Annotated in this window: 15 protein-coding genes and 1 pseudogene; 5 read left to right on the top strand and 11 right to left on the bottom strand. The window is 61.0% G+C overall.

Annotation, left to right across the window (positions count from 1 at the left end):
* The first annotated feature begins 469 nt into the window (after window positions 1-469).
* Window positions 470-1,567, top strand: a complete 1,098-nt coding sequence (locus ACE3P9_RS00005; protein WP_374490684.1) for a topoisomerase — start codon at window positions 470-472, stop codon at window positions 1,565-1,567.
* A 168-nt stretch (window positions 1,568-1,735) separates the two neighbouring features.
* Here the strand turns inward: ACE3P9_RS00005 and ACE3P9_RS00010 are convergent.
* From ACE3P9_RS00010 to ACE3P9_RS00045, 8 genes and pseudogenes are all read right to left on the bottom strand, one after another.
* A pseudogene (locus tag ACE3P9_RS00010) lies at window positions 1,736-2,292 on the bottom strand (transposase); the annotation flags it as partial.
* 27 nt (window positions 2,293-2,319) lie between these two features.
* Window positions 2,320-3,129, bottom strand: a complete 810-nt coding sequence (gene aat / locus ACE3P9_RS00015) for a leucyl/phenylalanyl-tRNA--protein transferase (RefSeq protein WP_374490686.1) — start codon at window positions 3,127-3,129, stop codon at window positions 2,320-2,322.
* A 41-nt stretch (window positions 3,130-3,170) separates the two neighbouring features.
* The gene (locus ACE3P9_RS00020; protein ID WP_374490688.1) at window positions 3,171-5,165 is read right to left on the bottom strand and encodes a U32 family peptidase; all 1,995 of its coding nucleotides are present in this window, start codon (window positions 5,163-5,165) and stop codon (window positions 3,171-3,173) included.
* A gap of 87 nt (window positions 5,166-5,252) precedes the next feature.
* On the bottom strand, window positions 5,253-6,041 hold the full coding sequence (locus ACE3P9_RS00025; protein ID WP_374490690.1) for a peptidylprolyl isomerase: 789 nt from the start codon (window positions 6,039-6,041) through the stop codon (window positions 5,253-5,255).
* 82 nt (window positions 6,042-6,123) lie between these two features.
* Window positions 6,124-6,405, bottom strand: coding sequence for a BolA family protein (locus ACE3P9_RS00030; RefSeq protein ID WP_374490692.1), 282 nt, complete (start codon window positions 6,403-6,405; stop codon window positions 6,124-6,126).
* Complete coding sequence (locus ACE3P9_RS00035; RefSeq protein ID WP_374490693.1) at window positions 6,402-6,959, bottom strand: septation protein A; 558 nt, start codon at window positions 6,957-6,959, stop codon at window positions 6,402-6,404. The genes ACE3P9_RS00030 and ACE3P9_RS00035 overlap by 4 nt, the downstream gene beginning before the upstream one ends.
* A gap of 177 nt (window positions 6,960-7,136) precedes the next feature.
* Window positions 7,137-7,562 carry a peptide-methionine (R)-S-oxide reductase MsrB gene (msrB, locus tag ACE3P9_RS00040; protein WP_374490695.1) on the bottom strand — a complete coding sequence of 142 codons (426 nt, stop codon included), beginning with the start codon at window positions 7,560-7,562 and terminating at the stop codon, window positions 7,137-7,139.
* Between the two features lie 72 nt (window positions 7,563-7,634).
* Entirely contained in the window at window positions 7,635-9,167 is a 1,533-nt protein-coding gene (locus ACE3P9_RS00045; protein ID WP_374490697.1) for a YdiU family protein, read from the bottom strand.
* A 180-nt stretch (window positions 9,168-9,347) separates the two neighbouring features.
* Between ACE3P9_RS00045 and ACE3P9_RS00050 the strand changes: the two genes are divergently transcribed.
* The gene (locus tag ACE3P9_RS00050) at window positions 9,348-10,973 is read left to right on the top strand and encodes a 3-(methylthio)propionyl-CoA ligase (RefSeq protein WP_374490699.1); all 1,626 of its coding nucleotides are present in this window, start codon (window positions 9,348-9,350) and stop codon (window positions 10,971-10,973) included.
* A 160-nt stretch (window positions 10,974-11,133) separates the two neighbouring features.
* Here ACE3P9_RS00050 and ACE3P9_RS00055 read toward each other — a convergent pair whose 3' ends face one another.
* Window positions 11,134-11,583, bottom strand: a complete 450-nt coding sequence (locus tag ACE3P9_RS00055) for a hypothetical protein (protein WP_374490701.1) — start codon at window positions 11,581-11,583, stop codon at window positions 11,134-11,136.
* A gap of 442 nt (window positions 11,584-12,025) precedes the next feature.
* On the opposite strand from ACE3P9_RS00055, the gene ACE3P9_RS00060 reads away from it, so the two are divergent.
* The 3 genes from ACE3P9_RS00060 to ACE3P9_RS00070 all read left to right on the top strand — a co-directional run bounded on the left by ACE3P9_RS00060 (window position 12,026) and on the right by ACE3P9_RS00070 (window position 16,053).
* A complete protein-coding gene (locus ACE3P9_RS00060) occupies window positions 12,026-12,907 on the top strand; it encodes an EamA family transporter (protein WP_374491622.1) in 882 nt (293 codons plus the stop codon).
* A gap of 145 nt (window positions 12,908-13,052) precedes the next feature.
* Window positions 13,053-14,138: a 3-deoxy-7-phosphoheptulonate synthase gene (locus tag ACE3P9_RS00065; RefSeq protein WP_374490703.1), complete on the top strand. Its 1,086-nt coding sequence runs from the start codon at window positions 13,053-13,055 to the stop codon at window positions 14,136-14,138.
* Between the two features lie 88 nt (window positions 14,139-14,226).
* Complete coding sequence (locus tag ACE3P9_RS00070) at window positions 14,227-16,053, top strand: GspE/PulE family protein (protein ID WP_374490705.1); 1,827 nt, start codon at window positions 14,227-14,229, stop codon at window positions 16,051-16,053.
* A gap of 738 nt (window positions 16,054-16,791) precedes the next feature.
* On the opposite strand, the gene ACE3P9_RS00075 is transcribed toward ACE3P9_RS00070, so the two are convergent.
* Both ACE3P9_RS00075 and ACE3P9_RS00080 read right to left on the bottom strand, forming a co-directional pair.
* Window positions 16,792-18,639, bottom strand: coding sequence for a TRAP transporter large permease subunit (locus ACE3P9_RS00075; protein WP_374490707.1), 1,848 nt, complete (start codon window positions 18,637-18,639; stop codon window positions 16,792-16,794).
* A gap of 23 nt (window positions 18,640-18,662) precedes the next feature.
* A complete protein-coding gene (locus ACE3P9_RS00080) occupies window positions 18,663-19,280 on the bottom strand; it encodes a TRAP transporter small permease subunit (RefSeq protein ID WP_374491623.1) in 618 nt (205 codons plus the stop codon).
* Window positions 19,281-19,317: the final 37 nt, after the last annotated feature.

A 19,317-nucleotide genomic window follows, 5' to 3' on the forward strand; every position in this document is an offset into this window, starting at 1 on the left:
ATGAGATCAGCATGGCGTCTCTCCTGTCTCGATGCGCCATGTTGCCACAACCGTTTTAAGTACCTCACGGCTGAGCAGTAGCGGACGCTTGGTTTTTACAATCCAATCATCCGGGACCTGACAACTAGATGCGTGCGGGTTGTCATGAGGCAACTGAGACTGAGAACGTGAATGCCCACGATGCAGAGGCTTCGCGCTTGAATTTTGTGAGCGGGTGCACATCCCCCATTGCGGGAAGGGTGCGTTGAAGCGAACGACCACGAATGATCTTGTCCATCGACGCAGCTACATCAAGAGTTGACGGAAATCGATCCCGGCAGGCTTGTCAGATTCGAATTGGTACGTGACAGCCTTTGTGAATGCCGGATCGTAAAGGGCATCGCCGTTTCAACTCATATCGGTCGGTGCTTCGGATAACCGGGGTTACCATATGTAAGCGAGATGAACCATTTTGGAGGCGGCAGAGACGATGGCAAAAAGAGATCCCGTAAAGACCCTACGCAATCAGCAGATCGCTAAGCTGACCGAAGAGATTAACGACCGTCTTGACGATGTTCTTGAATTGACAGGATACGAGAACGAGCACTCACTGAATGCGACTTATGGCGGAAAGTATGCAGAGTACATCGACATCAAGAACGAGGTGATCGACACGCCCGAGCAATTCGTGGCCCTGTACTTTCAGGGGTTCCTGCGGACGTTGGAAGGACTGGGCATCTACGCACGCGCAGGCAATCGCTACTTCGATGCCTACGTGCATGTCCGAAACCACAAGAAGGTGCTCAAGTGGCTCAAGCTCTTTCTGACGCGCACCTATCTCAGGAACTACGACGCCCTGTCCAAGAAGCGCCCGGACGTTGAAGAGGCGGAGATCTGGATCGGCCAGAAAAATGCCGCCTATGGAATCTTCGTGACGCCGAGGTTCAAGAACGGGGCGTGGGAAAACGACAAGAGCGAGATCAGGCACTTCAAACCGAAGTATTGGACGATCGGCCACATCTTGGAAACCGGGTTCGTCATACCTGATGAGGACGAGCGCATCACGTTCAACGACGTCGAGCAGTATCTTTCGTTCTTTCGCAACACCCTTGTGCGGAACTCCGGCTCAGCGCACGAGCTTGCCATTGCCAAGCTCTACTGCGAGTTTGTTCGAGAAAGTGCAGCACCGGAAGATGTGCCGCTGCTCATTCCCGAACTGCGCTATGGTGGGAAAGAGGTCAAGCACGAGCATCGCCTGGACTTCACCGTTATCGATCCGTACACGCTGTCCAAGGTAGGGTTCGAGTTGTCTCCCTGGTCGACTCATGGCCTTCTTTCTGGCACCAAGGGCAAAACCCAAAAGGCCATCAACGAAGAAGCGCAAGCCAATTTCGAGAGAGAAATGTCGAAATTGAAGGCGTACTTCCGCAAGCGCGGGATTCCCGTGATCGTTTACACGGACAAGGATCTCCAAGACTACGACAAGATTTTTTCCGACATCGAGGACTATCTGACGCCAGCCAAGCGCCCCAAGCAACTGGAATTTCATGCATTGGAGGACTTTCTTGCGTTCAAGTCGCCAAAGTGATTCCAGTCAGAATCGAGGGAAGTCCGCAAGAACGGCCATTCGCGTCCGCGCCATCTCGAATAGGGGCTGATCTTGGCGCTCATTGCCTATTGGGCTGACACTGGCGCTGAGGTCGAATCGTTTTCGACTGCACGTGAGCAATGGGCGCAGTGGCGGAAATTGCCAGTGTTCGCGCATGAGGCGCTCGATGCGGTGCAGACCACAAGTCTGGCCTTGCTCCATAACGTCGTGCCACACGCGGCGTGCGCCGTAGGTGTGGTCACTGCGCATGAAGCTCTGGTGAACCTGTGCGCCCAGCACCTCATCGCTGAGGCTGCGTCGGCTCCTGGGCCGTGTGAGCCACGCGTAGAAGCCGCCTCGCGAGACACCGAGCGCCTCGCACATCAGATTGACCGGCCATGCCCCCCGGTGTTTCGCCACGAAGCCGAACTTCACATCGACTCCTTCGCGAAGTAGGCCGCGGCTTTTTTCAGGATGTCGCGCTCCATCTTGAGCTTGGCCACTTCCTTGCGCAGCCGTGCTATCTCCGCGTCTTGAGCCTTCTGTTTACCGTTGCCAGGAAAGGCTTCCTGGGGTTCGTCTCGCAGCTCACGAACCCATTTGCGCAGCACGTTCTCGTGAACGTCCAAGTCCTTGGCCGCCTGGACCACGGCCACGCCACGCTCGATGACCAGCTTGACCGCCTCGAGTTTGAACTCTCGGCTGAATGTCCTTCTTCTCTCCATGAACCACCTCCGGTTTCATCTTCCACCTTAACAAGGTGTCTTTGAAATCGGCAACAGCCCACAGCGCACTGAATTTGCGGGGGGATTACCACCCAGCAACCGCCAACAATCTGCCTGGCAGGTCCAGTTCAGGGGCGGTTGGTGCTGGGTGCGGGTGATGGATTGCAGAAATTCGGCTCGGGGGATGGGGGATGCGCCCATGTGGGCGAGGTGGGCGGTTTCCTGTTGGCAGTCGATCATTTCGACGCCTTGGGCGCTGCAGATGCCGATGAGGGCGGCCAGAGCGATTTTGCTGGCGTCTGGAATGCGGGTGAACATGCTTTCGCCGAATACGGCGTGTCCGAGCGCCACGCCATAGAGTCCGCCGACGAGCTGGTGGTGGACCCAGGTTTCCACGCTGTAGGCCAGGCCCTGGTGGTGCAGGTCGACATAGGCGGACAGGATGTCGGGGGTGATCCAGGTGCCGTCCTGTCCCTCGCGTGGTTCGGCGCAGGCGTGCATGACCTGTTCAAAGGCATGGTTGACGCGGATTTCGCAGGCGGGATCGGCCTGGAAGTGCGCCATGCGCTTGCGCAGGGATTTGTGAAAGCGGAAGTTCCGCGGGCGCAACACCATGCGCGGATCGGTGCTCCACCACAGAATGGGTTGCTCCTGGCTGTACCAGGGGAAGATGCCCTGTGCGTAGGCCATGCGCAGGGTGACGGCATCCAGCACACCTCCAGCCGCCAGCAGACCGTGCCAGGGTGAGTCTGCATCCAGCGCCTGTTCCACAGGAGGGAAGGGCTGGTGGGGTTCCAGCCAGGGCAGTGCGATGGAGGTGGAGGAGCTGTCGCTCATGGGGATTGCGCGAGGCGAAGAGGTGGCGAGCGAGCGTCGCTTCAGGCGGACTGGTCGGCGCGGGAGCGGTAGAACATGATGGGAACTTCAGCAGCCGGACGTTCCTCGGCCGGCACCACACCGCGGCGCCGAATCGATGGCTGCAGCTTGCCCATGACGTGCATCTCGCAGGGCTTGCAATCGAACTTCAGGGTGTAGGTGTCGCCCTCATGGGTAATGGTGAGCGGCTCGGCGCGCACCTGGCCCTGCACACCCTGTACGCCCTTGGCCTGCTTGGGGCAGAGGCTCAGGCTGAAGCGCACGCAGTGCTTGGTGATCATGAGGGGAACTTCGCCTTCTTCCTCATGCGCTTCATAGGCCGAGGCGATGAGGCGCACGCCATGGCGCGCATAGAAATCCCGCGCCTTGTGGTTGAACACGTTGGCGAGATAGGTGAGTGTGTCTTCGGGAAAAGAGACGGCGGGTTCCACTGCTGGTGCCCGCTGTGGGCGGGGGTAGCCTTGCAGCCGGGCGGCATCGAGTGCTTCCACCGCCTGACGGCGCAAGGCATTGATCTGCGAGGAGGGAATGAACCAGGGCTCGGCGGTCTGCAGGTCGATGTGCTCTGCGCGGTAGGCGCTGGTACCGAGTTTGCGCAGGTTGTCTTCCAGGGCTGCGCGACCGCGCGCAATGTCGCGGGGGTGGGCCTTGTCGCAGACGAGGCTGGCCTGTCCGCTGAAGCCTTCTGCATCGGTGTAGGTGAGGGCGACTCCTTCGGCGGTATCCGTCAGGGTGCCCCAGACCGGGATGCGGCGCTCGGCACTGGGGCGGTCGAGGGTGCGCACCCAGTCCATGCTGCGGTTGCGGTTGACCACGGTGTCTGGCCGCAGATCGCGGAAGCTGTGCATGGGGTCCTTGGGAAAGATGCGCCACAGGGGCTTGCTCCCCGGCAGCTTCTCTGCGCGGTTGATCTGCAGGCCGATAAGGTTATGGTGCAAATCGAAGTAGCACAGGCCATCTCCGTTCTGCAGGGTGGCAGTGGCATCGTCCAGCATCAGCTCCAGGCTGGTGGGGTGCAGCCGCGTGACGTAGCCGATGGGTTGGCCCGGGTTCTTGGGACTGTCGAAGGCGCCGATGTCCTGCTGGCGGCCGTGGGTGAAATAGTCGGTGCTGCCGCGGTTGAAGTTCTGCCGGGGATCGGGCGTGAAGGTGAAGCGGCACTGTCCGCTGCTGGCAGGCGCCAGATCGGGCCGCTGGGTCAGTAGATCGTCGAGCAGCCGGCGATAGTGGGCGGTGATGTTCTTGACATAGCCCATGTCCTTGTAGCGTCCTTCGATCTTGAAGCTGCGCACTCCCGCGTCCACCAGGGCGGCCAGGTTGGCGCTCTGGTCGTTGTCCTTCATGGAGAGCACGTGCTTGTCGTGCGCGACGATGCGGTTGTGGCTGTCGCGCACTTCCCAGGGCAGGCGGCAGGCCTGGCTGCAGTCGCCCCGGTTAGCACTGCGTCCGGTCGAGGCGTGGCTGATGTAGCACTGCCCGCTGTAGGCAACGCACAGGGCACCATGCACGAAGTGCTCGATGATGGTGTCCGGGCGCAAGGCGGCGCGCACGGCCGCGATCTGTTCGAGGGTCAGCTCGCGCGCCAGCACCAGCTGGCTGAAGCCCACGTCCTGCAGGAAGCGGGCCTTTTCGGGGGTGCGAATGTCGGCCTGCGTACTGGCGTGGAGCTGGATGGGGGGCAGGTCGAGTTCGAGCAGGCCCATGTCCTGCACGATCACGGCATCGACACCCGCATCGTGGAGCTGCCATATCTGCCGTCGCACGGGTTCGAGCTCGTCGTCGCGCAGGATGGTGTTCTGCGTCACGAAAATGCGGGCGTGGTAGCGGTGGGCGAATTCGACCAGACGGGCAATGTCCTCCACACTGTTGCAGGCGTTGGCACGGGCACCGAAGGCCGGACCGCCGATGTAGACGGCATCTGCTCCGTGGCGGATGGCTTCGATGCCGATATCGGCGGTGCGGGCGGGGCTGAGGAGTTCGAGCTGATGGGAAAGCATGGCACGCAATTGTGGGGGCAGGAGGCTGGAAAAGCAAAGGCGAACCGCCCATGGGGAGGTTCGCCTTTGCGATGCCGGAAGCAAGGATCAGCGGATCTTGACGTGTGCCTGCATTTCCTGCTGGAAGCGCATGATCTGCTGCTGTTCCATCTGGTCCCTGATCTGTCCCTTGACCTGCTCAAAGGCGGGTACCGGGGCCTTGCGCACATCGTCGAGCCGGATGATGTGGTAGCCGAACGGGCTCTTGACCGGCGTGGCGGTGATCTGCCCCTTCTTGAGGGTTTCCAGCGCCTGGGCAAAGGGCGGCACGTAGTTGCTGGCCACCGACCAGTTCAGATCGCCGCCGCGGCGTGCGGAGCCGGGGTCGAGAGAGTACTTGCGCGCCAGAGCGCCGAAATTGGCTCCCTTCTTAAGCTCGGCTTCGACCTTCTGGGCTTCGGCCTCGGTCTTCACCAGAATGTGGCTCGCGCGGTACTCGGTGCCGTTGGCAGCGACCAAGCGGTCGTATTCAGCCTTGGCCTGCGCGTCGGTGACGGGATGGGTCTTTTTGTACTGCTCATAGAGCAGGGAGATCAGGATGGCATCGCGTGCCTCGTCCATTTTCTCGCGGAATTCGGGGGTGGTGTTGAGACCGCGTGCCTCTGCAGCCTGCACGAGCGCGGTGGTCTCGATGAGCTTGGACTTGATGCGGTCTTCATAGCCGACAGGCAGGGGACGGCCCGTCTGGGCGGACTGGTCCTTGACGGCTGCCACGATGGAGTTGTACTTGGCCAGCGGGATGGCCTTGCCATTGACGATGGCCAGATTCTGCGCAAATACCGCAGTGGCAGCCACGCAGGCGGAGCCTGCAAGCGCCGCGATGTGCATTTTTTTCATGTCAGCGAGGGAGATGAGGTGAGGAAATTTGGACTATAGCGCACCCTGCGGGCAGCAGACGCCCGGGGGCAGGCTTTGTGCGTCAGCGCACGATCTCGATGACGAGCGCGTGCAGGCCGGCGCGAATGAAGGGATCGAGCGCGTCATACACCAGCCGGTGGCAGGCCACGCGTGTCTGCCCCACGAAGGCCGGAGCCCCTATGCGCACCCTGAAATGGGTGCCGTATCCCAGGTCGTTGGCCCCGGCATGGCCGCGGTGGGTGCCGCTTTCGTCGAGCACCTCCAGCACGGTGGGAGAAAGGGTGGACTGGAGCTGTGTGCGCAGGGCGTCGGCGGTAGGAATGGAAAAGGCAGAGTCAGTCATGATGCGGAGTCGGAACCGGAGGAGGAAGAGGGCGCTTTCATGTAGCGGGCAATGTAGATGCCCTGTCCCACCAGGAACACGAGAGGAAAGGCATAGCCCCACAGCTTGAAGTCCACCCATTGGGAAGTGGTGAAAAACTGGGCCACATAGCCATTGATGGCGGCCATGAACACGCAGTAGCCCACCCAGGACCATGCCAGGCGCTGCCACACGGCCTGGGGCAGCTCCAGCTGGCTGCCCAGCATCTGCTGGAGCAGATTGCGCTTCCAGATCAGCAGCGCCAGCGCCAGTACCAGGGCCATGGCACCGTAAAGCACGGTGGGTTTCCACTTGATGAAGCGCTCGTCGTGCAGTGTGAGCGTCAGGGTGCCGAAGACCAGGATCAGCGCCAGGGTGGCCTTGTGCATGGGGCTGAGGCGGCGATCGAGCGCATACACCACCGCCATCTGTACCACGGTGGCACCCATGAGGACTGCTGTGGCGGTATAGATGCCCTGCAGCCGGTAGGCCACCACGAAGACGATGATGGGAATGAGGTCGAGAAGCTGTTTCATCGAGGGGCAGTGAGAGGACAGAGTGCAGAGAAGCCGAGATTGTGCGCTGTTTTCTGGCAGAGGCATCCGAGGATGCAGAACATCTGCAGCAGCTTCTCGTGGGGCGCGTGTGAAAGGGGGGCAGTGGAGCGACAGTCTGCAGGATGTCGCGTCTTTCAGCCAAGGGCCATGCGAAGGTCAGGTGGATGGGGATTCAGGGTCGAAGGCCAGTGCTGCCGAATTGATGCAGTACCGGTCCCCCGTGGGAGCTGGGCCATCTGGAAAGACGTGGCCCAGATGGGCCCCGCAGTGGCTGCAGAGCACCTCGGTACGCACCATGCCATGGCTGGTGTCCGTGCGCTCGATGACGGCGCCAGGGCGCACGGGCGCTCCGTAGCTGGGCCAGCCGCAGCCTGCGTCGAATTTGGTCAGGCTCGAAAACAGCGGTTGATCGCAGCAGATGCAACGGTACAGCCCCGGCTGGTCGAAGTCGGCATAGACCCCCGTGAAGGGACGCTCGGTGGCAGCCTGCCGGGTGATTTCATAGGCGCCCGGCTCGGCTTGGCGCGCAGCCAGATGGGCACGCCACTCTTCAGGCGACTTGGCGACAGGAAAGGACGACATGCACAGCTCCTTGCAAAAACAGGAAGTCAACGGAAAAGAGGAAACGGAAGGGATCCACCATGGGCATGCCGTTCAGGAGGAGCAGCTCAGCGTGAGGCCTGCCGCCCACGCGGGAGGCAGGGCGGCATAGGGCGTGTCGTCCCAACGCGAATCAAAGGGAGAAGTACATGCCTCAAGCAGATCCTGCACCAGACGGGAGTTTCCCTGTTCGGCGGCCTCTATGGTGTTCTGGCACAGATAGTTGCGGGGAACCACTGCCGGGTTGGCCTGCAGCATGACGGCGCCCACCTGCGGCAGCACTCCTTGCTCGCCGGACAGATGGGCCTGGTACTTCTGCAGCCATTCCCTGAACTCGGCACGGCAGGTGAAGTGGTCTTCGAGCTGCTCCTGCGGCACCGTGCCCTGGACCCAGCGCGCCAGCGTGCGCCAGAAGCGGGTGTAATCGACACGGCTCATGCGCATGAGCGTCAGCAGATCCTGGAGGAGGGCCCGGGCGCGCGCATCGTCCTGCAGGCCGAGCTTGCGTGTCATGTGACTTTGCCATGTGGCATGAAAATGCGGGGCAAACGCCTCCGCTGCGGCCTTGGCGGCTTCTCCATCCTCGATCAGGGGCAGGAGGGCCTGCGCCAGGGCATACAGGTTCCACTGCGCCACATCGGGCTGTCGATCGAAGGCATAGCGGCCTGCATGGTCGCTGTGATTGCAGATATGCCCAGGATCATAGGCATCGAGGAACTGGAAGGGCCCGTAATCCAGCGTGAGGCCCAGGATACTCATGTTGTCGGTGTTCATGACACCGTGCGCAAAGCCCACTGCCTGCCACTGCGCGATCATCTCTGCCGTGCGCAGGCTGACCTGCCGCAAAAAGGCCGCATAGGGCTGCGTCTCCTGCAGACATTCCGGATACCAGGTGTGGATCACATGGTCGGCCAACTGCCGCAGGGGTGTCCATTGCCGGCGGGCCGCAAAGTGCTCGAAATGCCCAAAGCGGATGAAGCTCGGGGCAAAGCGGGTGACTACGGCGGCTGTTTCCACCGTTTCCCGGTACACCGGCTCGGAGGAGCCCGTGAGACAGAGCGCGCGGGTGGTCGGTATGCCCAGCGCATGCATGGCTTCCGAGCCGATGAATTCCCGGATCGAGGAGCGCAGCACCGCACGCCCGTCCCCATGGCGTGAATAGGGCGTCAGTCCGCTGCCCTTGAGCTGGATTTCCTGCAGGGAGCCGGAGGCATCCCGAAAGGCCCCCAGTGTCAGGGCGCGGCCATCTCCCAGCTGTCCTGCCCAGACTCCGAACTGGTGCCCGCTGTAGACGCTGGCCCATGGTTGGCTGGCGTGCGGCACGGCATTGCCCGAAAAAAGCCGCAGCGCGTCTTCCTCCTGCATCCACAGCGGATCCAGTCCCAGATCGGCCACGGCCTGTGGACTGATCGCCACCCAGTGGGGATCCTGCAGAGGGTGCGGGGGCAGATGCGTGACGAAAGCGTCACCCAGTTCCGCCAGGCCAGGAGACCATGCAGGCCCTTCAGGCTGGGAGGCGGGCACAGTTTCAGCTCCGGTCGTCGGCGGAGGAGGGGCGGGTAGCGGGGTCGAGGAAACGTCACTCATGTCTGCATTGTGCAGGATGGCCGAATTCCCCGACATGCATCAGGTTTTCACCTATTTGTCATCAACGCACTGCTATTTGTGTTTTTTGACGCAGAAAATACGGCAACGTTTCTGCTTTGCGCATATCCGATGCTGCCGGTGGCTGTGCAGACCTTTTTGTTTTATACGGAATCGCTTTCCATGTTCGGACTGATGCAAAACCAACCCCTGCTGCAATCCTCGCTGATCGAGTTTGCTGCCGCCAACCATGGAGATACCGAAATCGTCTCGCGCCGGGTGGAAGGGGATGTGCACCGCTACACCTGGCACCACGCTGCGCGCCGGGTCCGCCAGCTTGCCCATGCCCTGGATGGTCTGGGACTGAGTGCAGACGCGCGCGTGGGTACCGTGGCCTGGAATGGCTACCGCCATCTGGAGCTGTACTATGGGGTGAGCGGCAATGGGCGGATCATCCACACCATCAACCCGAGGCTGCATCCCGACCAGATGGCCTGGATCATCAACCACGCCGAAGACGAGGCCGTGTGCTTCGACATGACTTTTCTGCCGCTCATGGAACGCATTCATGCACAGTGCCCTGGAGTGCGGCATTGGATTGCCCTGTGCGATGCCGATGCCTTGCCTCCGGACAGCGGCCTTCCCCACCTGTCGAGCTATGAGGCTCTCATCGCCCATCAGCCCACCACCTACGACTGGCCCAGCCTGGACGAACACACTGCCAGCGGCCTGTGCTATACCAGCGGGACCACCGGGAACCCCAAGGGCGCCCTTTACTCCCACCGTTCCAACATTCTTCACGCCCTGTCTGCCATTGCCCCCGACGCCATGTGCCTGAGTGCCCGAGACGTCGTACTGCCTGTGGTGCCCATGTTCCACGTCAATGCCTGGGGCATTCCCTTCAGCGCAGCCATGACTGGATGCAAGCTGGTGTTTCCTGGCCCCGCACTCGACGGCCCCTCAGTCTATGAGCTCATGGAGCGCGAACAGGTCACGTTCAGCGCAGGGGTGCCCACCGTGTGGCAGATGCTTCTCATGCATGTGCAGGGCATTCAGGCCGGCTTCAGCTCCCTGCGGCGCACCGTGATAGGGGGAGCAGCCTGCCCGCCTGCCATGATCGACGCCTTCGAGCGCATGGGGGTCCAGGTCATCCATGCCTGGGGGATGACCGAGCTGTCCCCTCTGGGGGCGCTGAGTACCCTCAAGCAAAAGCACCAGTCCCTGTCCCATGACGATCAGCGCAGACTGCTGGTCAAGCAGGGGCGCCCAGTCTTTGGTGTCGAACTGGCCATCATGAATGACGACGGTCAGACCCTCCCGCATGACGGCGTGACCTATGGCAACCTCATGGCACGGGGCAACTGGGTCATCGAGCGCTACTTCCGCAGCGACGCCCCGGCGGTATCTGAGCAGGGATGGTTCCATACCGGTGACGTGGCCACCATCGACCCCGACAGCTTCATGCAGATCACCGACCGCAGCAAGGATGTCATCAAGTCCGGCGGCGAATGGATCAGCTCCATCGACATCGAAAACATCGCCATGGGGCATCCCGCAGTGGCCATGGCCGCCTGCATCGGCATGCCCCATCCCAAATGGGACGAACGGCCCATCGTGGTGGTATCCCTCAAGCCAGGCACGGAGCTGGCACGGGACGAGCTGCTGGCGTTCTATCAGGGCAAGCTGGCCAAGTGGCAGATTCCCGATGATGTGGTGTTTGTCGACACCATTCCTCTGGGAGCCACCGGCAAGATGCTCAAGACCCGTGTCCGCCAGATGCTCGAAGGGTACATGCTGCCTGCGCTGTGACTGTCCTGACGCAACAACAAGATGCGCGCGCATGGCCCATGCCTTGCACATGAAAAAACCAGCAGAAGGCATGGCGTGTGCCTTCTGCTGGCTGTGGAGGCCGGGCGGTCTGAAGATTGCCCGACGGTGATGGCCCTGTCAGGACCTGTGGCTGGGGTGATCAGTCGCGGTGAGGGTTGCCCACTCCACGTTCCCAGCCCAGGTGACGTCCTTCGTCATGGCGCCATTCGCGGCGGTCCTCGCGACGATCGCCTCGCCATTCGGCACGCTGTCCTTCGTAATGAAAGCGGCGGGCGCGGGGATCGTGCCCATTCACGAAATACACCGGGCGACCGCAGGCGTTGTAGCGGCCGCAGTAACGGGCCCAATGCCGACGGTGTCCATCAGGCACATAGAGGTAGGCAGGCGGTTGAGGGGCAGCCACAGGGCGCACCACCACAGGCGTGGACACGTACACCGGTGGCGGCGCGCCATTGCCAATGACGATCTGTCCATAGACTCCGGGGGTGATCGGAGTCCCAATAGTGACCTGCGCCTGTGCTGCACCGGCAGCCAGACAGCCTGCTCCCGCAACCACAAGGGCTGCGCACCACTTCTTGTTGATCTGCATGTTCATACTCCTGTGTGTTTCAGCCGAACAGTGTTCGTCATCCATACGGCTATTCGATTGGAACGCAGAAGGAGGGGACGGTTTCGGCGAAATTGTAGAAGTTTGTGCCTAATCCGTAACAAATAAACCCTCAGAAACCTGACAGGGCAGGGCCGTGCTCCCCCTCAAGACGCATGCCATCCGCGTGTGCATGGCAGCAGGCAACAGGCGACATTTCGGCTGGTGCTGTCTGGCAATGGGCTCCCTCTGCCATTCCTGGCCGTACACGAATGAAGGGCCAAGTGATGCCCCTTGTGCAGGGGACATGCACACGATGCCAGAATGGGAGCCTCTCGGGAGCTCTTCGGAAGCTGACAGGAAGACTTTTCTTCAGTGAACTTCCTTCTCTCACCATGTCCCCGCATCGCAAAAAGCCAGGAGTACACCCTTGTTGACAGCTGTCCTGCCCGTGAGGCACCTCTTGTTGGCGCTGGCGGTGGTCTTTGTCTGGGGAACGAATTTCGTGGTCATCAAACTGGCCCTGCATGAACTGCCGCCCTTGCTGTTCGCGGCCCTGCGCTTCACTGCGGCAGCCTTGCCGGGCATTTTCCTCATTCGCAAGCCTGCCGTGCCCTGGAGACAGCTGGCCGCTTATGGCGTGCTGATCGGCGTTGGGCAGTTCGGACTGCTCTACATCGCCATGCAGCACAGCATCTCGCCGGGTCTGGCATCGTTGGTCATGCAATCCCAGGTCTTCCTGACCATGCTGCTGGTGGCCTTGGTGGACAGGGAAAGGCCGCGCCTGTTTCAGTGGGTCGCCATGGGCATTGCGGTGGCAGGGCTCTTGCTGATTGCTCTTCACACCGATGGCACCACCACGGCCGTGGGACTTGCTCTCTCGGGCGCTGCGGCCCTGAGCTGGGCCTGCGGCAATCTGGTGAGCCGGGCAGCCGGCAGAGTGGACATGCTGGGATACATGGTCTGGAGCAGTGTCTTTGCCATTCTGCCCCTGTCCCTGCTCAGTGTATGGCTCGAAGGTCCCCAGCGGATTGTCCAGGCACTTCTCCACGCCGATGCGATGGCCTGGCTGGCGGTGATGTGGCAGGCCTATGGCAATACCATCTTCGGGTTCGGCGCCTGGGCCTGGCTGCTCAACCGCTATGCGGCCGCTTCGGTAACGCCCATGGCCCTGCTGGTTCCCGTCTTCGGCATGGGGGCGGCTGCCCTGTGGCTCGGCGAGCCTCTTCCGGCCTGGAAGGTGGAGGCCGGTCTGCTGGTGATGGCAGGGCTGATCGTCAATGTGACCTGGCCCCGTCTGGAGATGCGCTGGCGTGCGCATCCGTAGCAGGGACTGCCGCCTCAGACGGTGGCAGGGGAAGGGGCGCATTCCTACCGCCTACAATGCAGGACATTGACGCGGATGCATCTTCCTGCCTCTGCATTGGCTTTTTCGGCCCTTCGATTCGATCCGTTTTTCCGTTTTCGCTGCCATGCCCTCCACCCAAGACCTGACCCGCATCGACGACACCCGCATTGGCGCGGTGCGTCCTCTCATCACCCCTGCGCTCCTGCAGGAAGCCTTGCCCGTGAGCGAACAGGTGCTCGCCGACGTGGAACACCACCGGCATGCCATTTCGGACGTTCTGCATGGCCGCGGTGACCGTCTGGTGGTGGTGGTGGGCCCATGCTCCATCCATGCCCATGATCAGGCCATGGACTACGCGCAGCGTCTCAAGCCCCTGGCCGAAGAACTGGGTAACGAGCTGATCGTGGTCATGCGCGTGTATTTCGAGAAGCCGCGCACCACCGTGGGCTGGAAGGGTTACATCAACGACCCCTACCTGGATGGCAGCTTTGCCATCAATGTCGGTCTGGAGCGGGCCCGCCGGCTGCTGCTCGACATTGCAGGGTTGGGTCTGCCTACCGGCACTGAATTCCTGGATCTGCTCAGTCCCCAGTACATCAGCGATCTGATCTCGTGGGGGGCCATCGGCGCCCGCACCACCGAAAGCCAGAGCCATCGTCAGCTTGCATCCGGTCTGAGCTGCCCCGTCGGCTTCAAGAATGGCACGGATGGCGGCGTCAAGGTCGCCGTGGATGCCATCGTGGCGGCCCAGTCTGCCCATGCCTTCATGGGCATGACCAAAATGGGGCAGGCAGCCATCTTCGAGACCCGAGGCAATCAGGACTGCCATGTCATCCTGCGCGGAGGCAAAGCCCCCAACTACAGTGCCGAGCACGTCGAAGCCGCCTGCCAGCTCCTCAAGGCCAGCGGACTTCGCGAAGAAGTCATGATCGATCTCTCCCATGCCAACAGCAGCAAGCAGCATCGTCGCCAGATCGATGTCGCATCTGACGTGGCAGCCCAGATCGCGGGTGGCGACTCCCGCATCATGGGCGTCATGATCGAGAGCCACCTGCACGAAGGGCGTCAGGATCTGGGCAAGGGGGAGCTGCAGTACGGCGTGTCCATCACCGACGCGTGCATCAGTTTCGAGCAGACCGAACCCGTGCTGCGCGAGCTGGCTCGGGCTGTCCAGACCCGCAGGCAGCGGAGCATCTCCACTGCAGGCTGACAGATCATCATTCTCCCCTGGGGCGCGCGTGGTCTGAGTCGCAGAATGCGTGGTATCGGCACAGCGCTTTGCAGCGCATAATGCGCCCATGGGAGATTTGCACGCACCACCAGTTCATTCTGCCGATCATGTGCGGTCGGTACGTACATCCATCGACTGGAGGCGCTTGAGTCGCTGGCTGCTGCGCGACCGCGAGATCACGCAGCAGGAATACGAGCGCATTGTCGAGCGCTGCACCGTCATGGAAAGCCGTCAGCATCCGCTGGTGCGTCTGGCTCAGCTGGGCGTGCAGAAGGCCAGCGATGGCACGCCCATGGACATGGAATATCTGGTGCGCTTCCTGGCCCACAAGGCAGGGCTGGAGTACCTGAAAATCGACCCCCTCAAGGTCGATGCCGGCCGCATCGCCGAAACCATGAGCAGCAGCTATTCCGAGCGGCACAAGATCCTGCCTGTTCAGGTGAGCCCGACGGAAATCGTGGTGGCCACGTCGCAGCCTTTCCTGACCGACTGGGTTCCCGAGGTGGAGCGTCAGTGCCGCAAGGACGTGCGGCTCGTCGTGTCCAACCCCGAAGACATCGCACGCTACACCACCGAGTTCTACAGCATTTCCCACTCCATCAAGGCCGTCACTCGGAACGGAACGGGGCAGGGCAGCGTCAGCTTCGAGCAACTCGTCGAGCTGGGCAAGAACAGCAAGAATCTCGATGCCAACGACCAAGGTATCGTCCAGCTGGTGGACTGGCTCTGGCAGTATGCCTTCGAGCAGGGAGCCAGCGACATCCATCTCGAGCCCCGTCGTGACATGGCCGTCGCGCGGTTTCGGATCGATGGGGTATTGCATCCCGTCTACCAGCTTCCCCAATCCGTCATGGCGGCCGTCACGGCACGCATCAAGCTGCTGGGACGCATGGATGTCGTCGAACGACGCCGCCCTCAGGATGGACGCATCAAGACCCGCAACGCCTTGGGCAACGAGGTGGAAATGCGCCTTTCGAGCATGCCCACAGCCTTCGGCGAAAAACTGGTGATGCGGATTTTCGATCCAGACTCCACCGTCAAGACCCTGGAACAGCTCGGCTTTGCAGAACACGATGCAGAACGCTGGCAGGAGCTCATTTCCAAACCCAGTGGCATCATCCTCGTGACGGGCCCTACAGGTTCCGGCAAGACCACGACGCTGTATTCCACCCTCAAGCGTCTGGCCACCGAGGAAGTCAATGTGGCCACCATCGAAGACCCCATCGAGATGATCGAGCCGGCCTTCAACCAGACCCAGGCACAATCTCAGCTCGACTTCGGATTTGCCGAAGGCGTGCGTACCCTCATGCGGCAGGATCCCGACATCATCATGGTGGGGGAAATCCGTGATCTGGAGACCGCCGACATGGCCATCCAGGCGGCCTTGACGGGGCACTTGGTCTTCTCCACCCTGCATACCAACGATGCGCCATCGGCCATCACACGCCTCATCGAGCTGGGAGTACCCAGCTACCTGATCAATGCCACCCTCTTGGGGGTGTTGGCGCAACGGCTGGTCCGCATTCTCTGCCCGCACTGCAAGCAGCCTGATACCGAAGGAGAGCAGCAGTCCCTGCTGCGTCAGGCCGTCAAGCCCTGGAAAATTCATGGAGCCTACCAAGGGTATACGCCCGTAGGCTGTCTGGAATGCCGCAATACAGGCTATCGAGGGCGCATGGGCGTATACGAGCTCCTCACCATCAGTGAAACCTTCAAGAAACTCGTCACCCCCCAGCCCGATATCGACACGCTGCGCCGCCAGGGCGTCAAGGACGGCATGCGCCCCCTGCGCTTGGCAGGGTCGCTGCGTGTGGCAGAAGGCTTGACCACGCTCGACGAGCTGCTGGCCGCCACACCGGCACTCGACTGGGATCAGCGCGCTTCCAATGAATGAGCGCACCAGCCAAAGGCCCAGTCACGTCCGCCCCGTATAATCGGCGCCATCCCATGCACCATCTGCAGCCTGAAAGGACCTTCCCTGCAGGCTCAGACAAGCACCTGCGCAGGACAGACGGGGTACTCCCATTTTCCGTTGCGCATGCCACGTGCATACTGCCCGAGTGGTGAAATCGGTAGACACAAGGGACTTGAACAATTTGAGCCTCCGGAGGGAAACCTCTGGAGTGAATCCCGTCAAAGTCGGAGAAAGCCCTGGATGTCTTGCATCCGAGCCAACGCCGAGCCAAGCCCGATGGTTTCCATCGGGAAGGTGTAGAGAGCAGACGGCGGGCACCTACGGTCTTTTCGGACTATGGTGAAGGCGTGCTCCAGCCCACGAACCGTGCTCCGCATGGGCAGCGAAAGCTGAAGTGGGATGAAAATCCCTCGCCGCAAGGCGTGCCGGTTCAATTCCGGCCTCGGGCACCATCACATTCACGCGCCTTTTGTTTCGTCAGAACGCGCACACCTCTGCCGGCGGCACCTTGGTGCACATCGGCTGCGTGAACATCCGCATCTCCATTCACAGCCAATTCCTCCCGTGTGCTTCAGGAGCCACAAAGCCCTCGACGTGGGCGCACGCGAGGGCTTTGTGGCTTTGCAGATGGGGCACAAGGCCGCCGTTTCCTGTCCTGCCTCTGGGATATTCCAAACGGAACTTCCAGAGGCCGGCAAGGGGATGGCGGAGACGAACTCACTGCTTCTGCATCGACTGCTTCAGATCCTTCATGGGATCGTCACTCAGGCCATCCATGGGGGGGGGAGCCAGCGGGTCTGCCTTGGCAGGGGCTGCATGCGCCTTGTCTGCCTTGGCCTTGTTGACGGGAGCGTTTGCTGTGCTCGACGTGCCTGGCTTGGCAGGAGCAGCCGTCAAGGGCGCATCCAGCGCAGGGGCGGACAGACTTTCGCGCATCTGTTCCCCCACCTTGTCGAGGTCATAGGTCTTCTGCTTTTCAAGGCCTCCAGTGACGATCTGAGGGAAGGTGATGATCAATCCCACCATGATGATCTGAATCAGCACAAAGGGAATGGCTCCCCAGTAGATCTGCATGGTGGTCACGGGAGCGATCATTTTCTTGGTCACTCGATCCAGATATTCCTTGGCGGGAGCGACGGAACGCAGGAAGAAGAGGGCGAACCCAAAGGGTGGATGCATGAACGAAGTCTGCATGTTGACCGCCAGCAGCACGCCGAACCAGATCAGGTTGATGCCCATTTTTTCTGCCACCGGGGCCAGCAGGGGAATCACGATGAAGGACAGCTCAAAATAATCGAGGAAGAAGGCCAGGAAGAAAATCAGCAGGTTCACGAAAATAAGGAACCCTACAGTGCCTCCAGGCAGGTCGATGAGCAGATGTTCGACCCAGCGCGATCCGTCCACTCCCTGGAACACCAGCGAAAACACGGTGGATCCCACCAGAATCATGGTGGCAAAGCTGGTCAGGCGCGTGGTGGAAGTCAGCGCCTGCTTGAGCAGGCCGAAATTCAGCCGGCCACGCACCAGCGCCATCACAAAGGCACCCACGGCGCCCATGGCTCCCCCTTCGGTAGGCGATGCAATGCCCAGGAAAATGGTACCCAGAACCAGAAAGATCAGAAGCAGGGGAGGAATGAGCACAAAGGTCACGCGCTCGGCGAGCTTGGACAGCAAGTGCAGACCACTCACCCGATTGAGAAATGCCAGCACCAGTGCGAGAGCCACCGCTCCACACAATGCAATGACGATGGTTTCGTCCATGGGCACATCCGTGATCGGCTGGCCCGAATACCAGTGCCGGATATCGGCCAAGTGCACTGCGACGAAATAAGCCGCCAAGCCAGAAAGTGCCATCACCACCGCAAGCGACAGATAGCCGCTCTTGCCATTGGCTTCCCGGTAGATGCGCGCTTCGAGAGGCAGAGCGGGGACGCGATCCGGCTTGAAAATGGCCAGCAGTGCCACATACCCCAGATAGAGCCCCATGAGAATGAAGCCAGGCAGGAAGGCGCCCTTGTACATGTCGCCCACAGGCCGACTCAGCTGGTCGGCCATGATGATCAGAACCAGCGAAGGTGGAATGATCTGGGCAAGCGAGCCTGATGCGGCGATCACACCCGACGCCACGCGCCGGTCATACCCATAGCGAAGCATGATGGGCAGGGAAATAAGCCCCATGGAAATGACCGATGCAGCCACAACCCCTGTAGTGGCGGCGAGCAGGGCGCCCACCAGAATGACGGCAAAGGCCAATCCCCCACGCATGGGTCCAAACACCTGTCCAATGGTTTCCAGCAGGTCCTCGGCCATGCCGCTGCGCTCCAGAATCAGCCCCATCAGGGTAAAGAAGGGAACGGCCAGCAGCGTATCGTTCTTCATGATGCCGAAGATCCGCAGCGGAAGCGCCTGCATCAATTCGCTCGGCAATACCCCGAGTTCAATGCCCAGGAACCCGAAAAACAGTCCGCATGCGCCCAGGCTGAATGCCACTGGAAAACCGAGAAGCAAAAAGACCACCAGCCCACCGAACATCAGGGGGGCAAAATTTTGTGTAATGAATTCCATGAGATGCCTTGTGCCTCCGTCTTTCAATGCACAGACGGCGCCGATGCCGTGCGGTTTTTCTCGGCCGTCTGCTGACGGATGGCTTCTACCAGCTCTTCCTCGGAGGTTTTTTCTTCGGATTTTTCAGCTGGATCCGGAATCTCTCCACGCAGAAAGGCGACCCGTTTGATGGCTTCCGACCATCCCTGCAGCATGAGCAGACACATGCCGATCGGCAGCGCAATCCAGACGGGCCACAAAATAAGCCCACCCGTATTGCCCGACATTTCGCCCGAGCTGATCTTGCTCATCACCACTGGAATGGCGTAGTACATGATCACCGCACAGAAAGGTGTCAGAAAGAAGATGAAGCCGAAAATATCGATCCAGACCTGCGTACGACGCGCGAGGCGCGAATACAGCACGTCGATCTTGACATGTTCCTGATTGAGCAGAGTGAATGCAGCTGCCAGCAGGAAAGACCAGGCAAACAGATACCACTGGATTTCCAGAAAGGCATTCGTGCTGGTGTTGAATATCTTGCGCACCAGCGCATTGCCCGCACTGATGAGAGTCGAAGCCAGGATGAGCCAGATGACCGATTTTCCCACCCATCGGTTGAGGCCATCGATAGCCCTGGATAATTGCATGAGCCACTGCATGAAGAGTCCCCCAGGCTGCCAGGAACGCGGCTTCCTG

This window comes from Allobrachymonas sp., from assembly GCF_041912815.1.
Classification (GTDB): Bacteria; Pseudomonadota; Gammaproteobacteria; order Burkholderiales; family Burkholderiaceae_C; genus Brachymonas.

What these genes read in the sequence shown, in the direction of transcription:
- ACE3P9_RS00025 (WP_374490690.1), bottom strand. Translation starts at nt 6,041, where the DNA reads ATGAAAAAAATGCACATCGCGGCGCTTGCAGGCTCCGCCTGCGTGGCT.
- ACE3P9_RS00030 (WP_374490692.1), bottom strand. Translation starts at nt 6,405, where the DNA reads ATGACTGACTCTGCCTTTTCCATTCCTACCGCCGACGCCCTGCGCACA.
- ACE3P9_RS00020 (WP_374490688.1), bottom strand. Translation starts at nt 5,165, where the DNA reads ATGCTTTCCCATCAGCTCGAACTCCTCAGCCCCGCCCGCACCGCCGAT.
- ACE3P9_RS00035 (WP_374490693.1), bottom strand. Translation starts at nt 6,959, where the DNA reads ATGAAACAGCTTCTCGACCTCATTCCCATCATCGTCTTCGTGGTGGCC.
- ACE3P9_RS00045 (WP_374490697.1), bottom strand. Translation starts at nt 9,167, where the DNA reads ATGAGTGACGTTTCCTCGACCCCGCTACCCGCCCCTCCTCCGCCGACG.
- ACE3P9_RS00070 (WP_374490705.1), top strand. Translation starts at nt 14,227, where the DNA reads ATGGGAGATTTGCACGCACCACCAGTTCATTCTGCCGATCATGTGCGG.
- ACE3P9_RS00065 (WP_374490703.1), top strand. Translation starts at nt 13,053, where the DNA reads ATGCCCTCCACCCAAGACCTGACCCGCATCGACGACACCCGCATTGGC.
- ACE3P9_RS00055 (WP_374490701.1), bottom strand. Translation starts at nt 11,583, where the DNA reads ATGCAGATCAACAAGAAGTGGTGCGCAGCCCTTGTGGTTGCGGGAGCA.
- ACE3P9_RS00080 (WP_374491623.1), bottom strand. Translation starts at nt 19,280, where the DNA reads ATGCAGTGGCTCATGCAATTATCCAGGGCTATCGATGGCCTCAACCGA.
- ACE3P9_RS00075 (WP_374490707.1), bottom strand. Translation starts at nt 18,639, where the DNA reads ATGGAATTCATTACACAAAATTTTGCCCCCCTGATGTTCGGTGGGCTG.
- ACE3P9_RS00005 (WP_374490684.1), top strand. Translation starts at nt 470, where the DNA reads ATGGCAAAAAGAGATCCCGTAAAGACCCTACGCAATCAGCAGATCGCT.
- msrB (WP_374490695.1), bottom strand. Translation starts at nt 7,562, where the DNA reads ATGTCGTCCTTTCCTGTCGCCAAGTCGCCTGAAGAGTGGCGTGCCCAT.
- ACE3P9_RS00050 (WP_374490699.1), top strand. Translation starts at nt 9,348, where the DNA reads ATGTTCGGACTGATGCAAAACCAACCCCTGCTGCAATCCTCGCTGATC.
- aat (WP_374490686.1), bottom strand. Translation starts at nt 3,129, where the DNA reads ATGAGCGACAGCTCCTCCACCTCCATCGCACTGCCCTGGCTGGAACCC.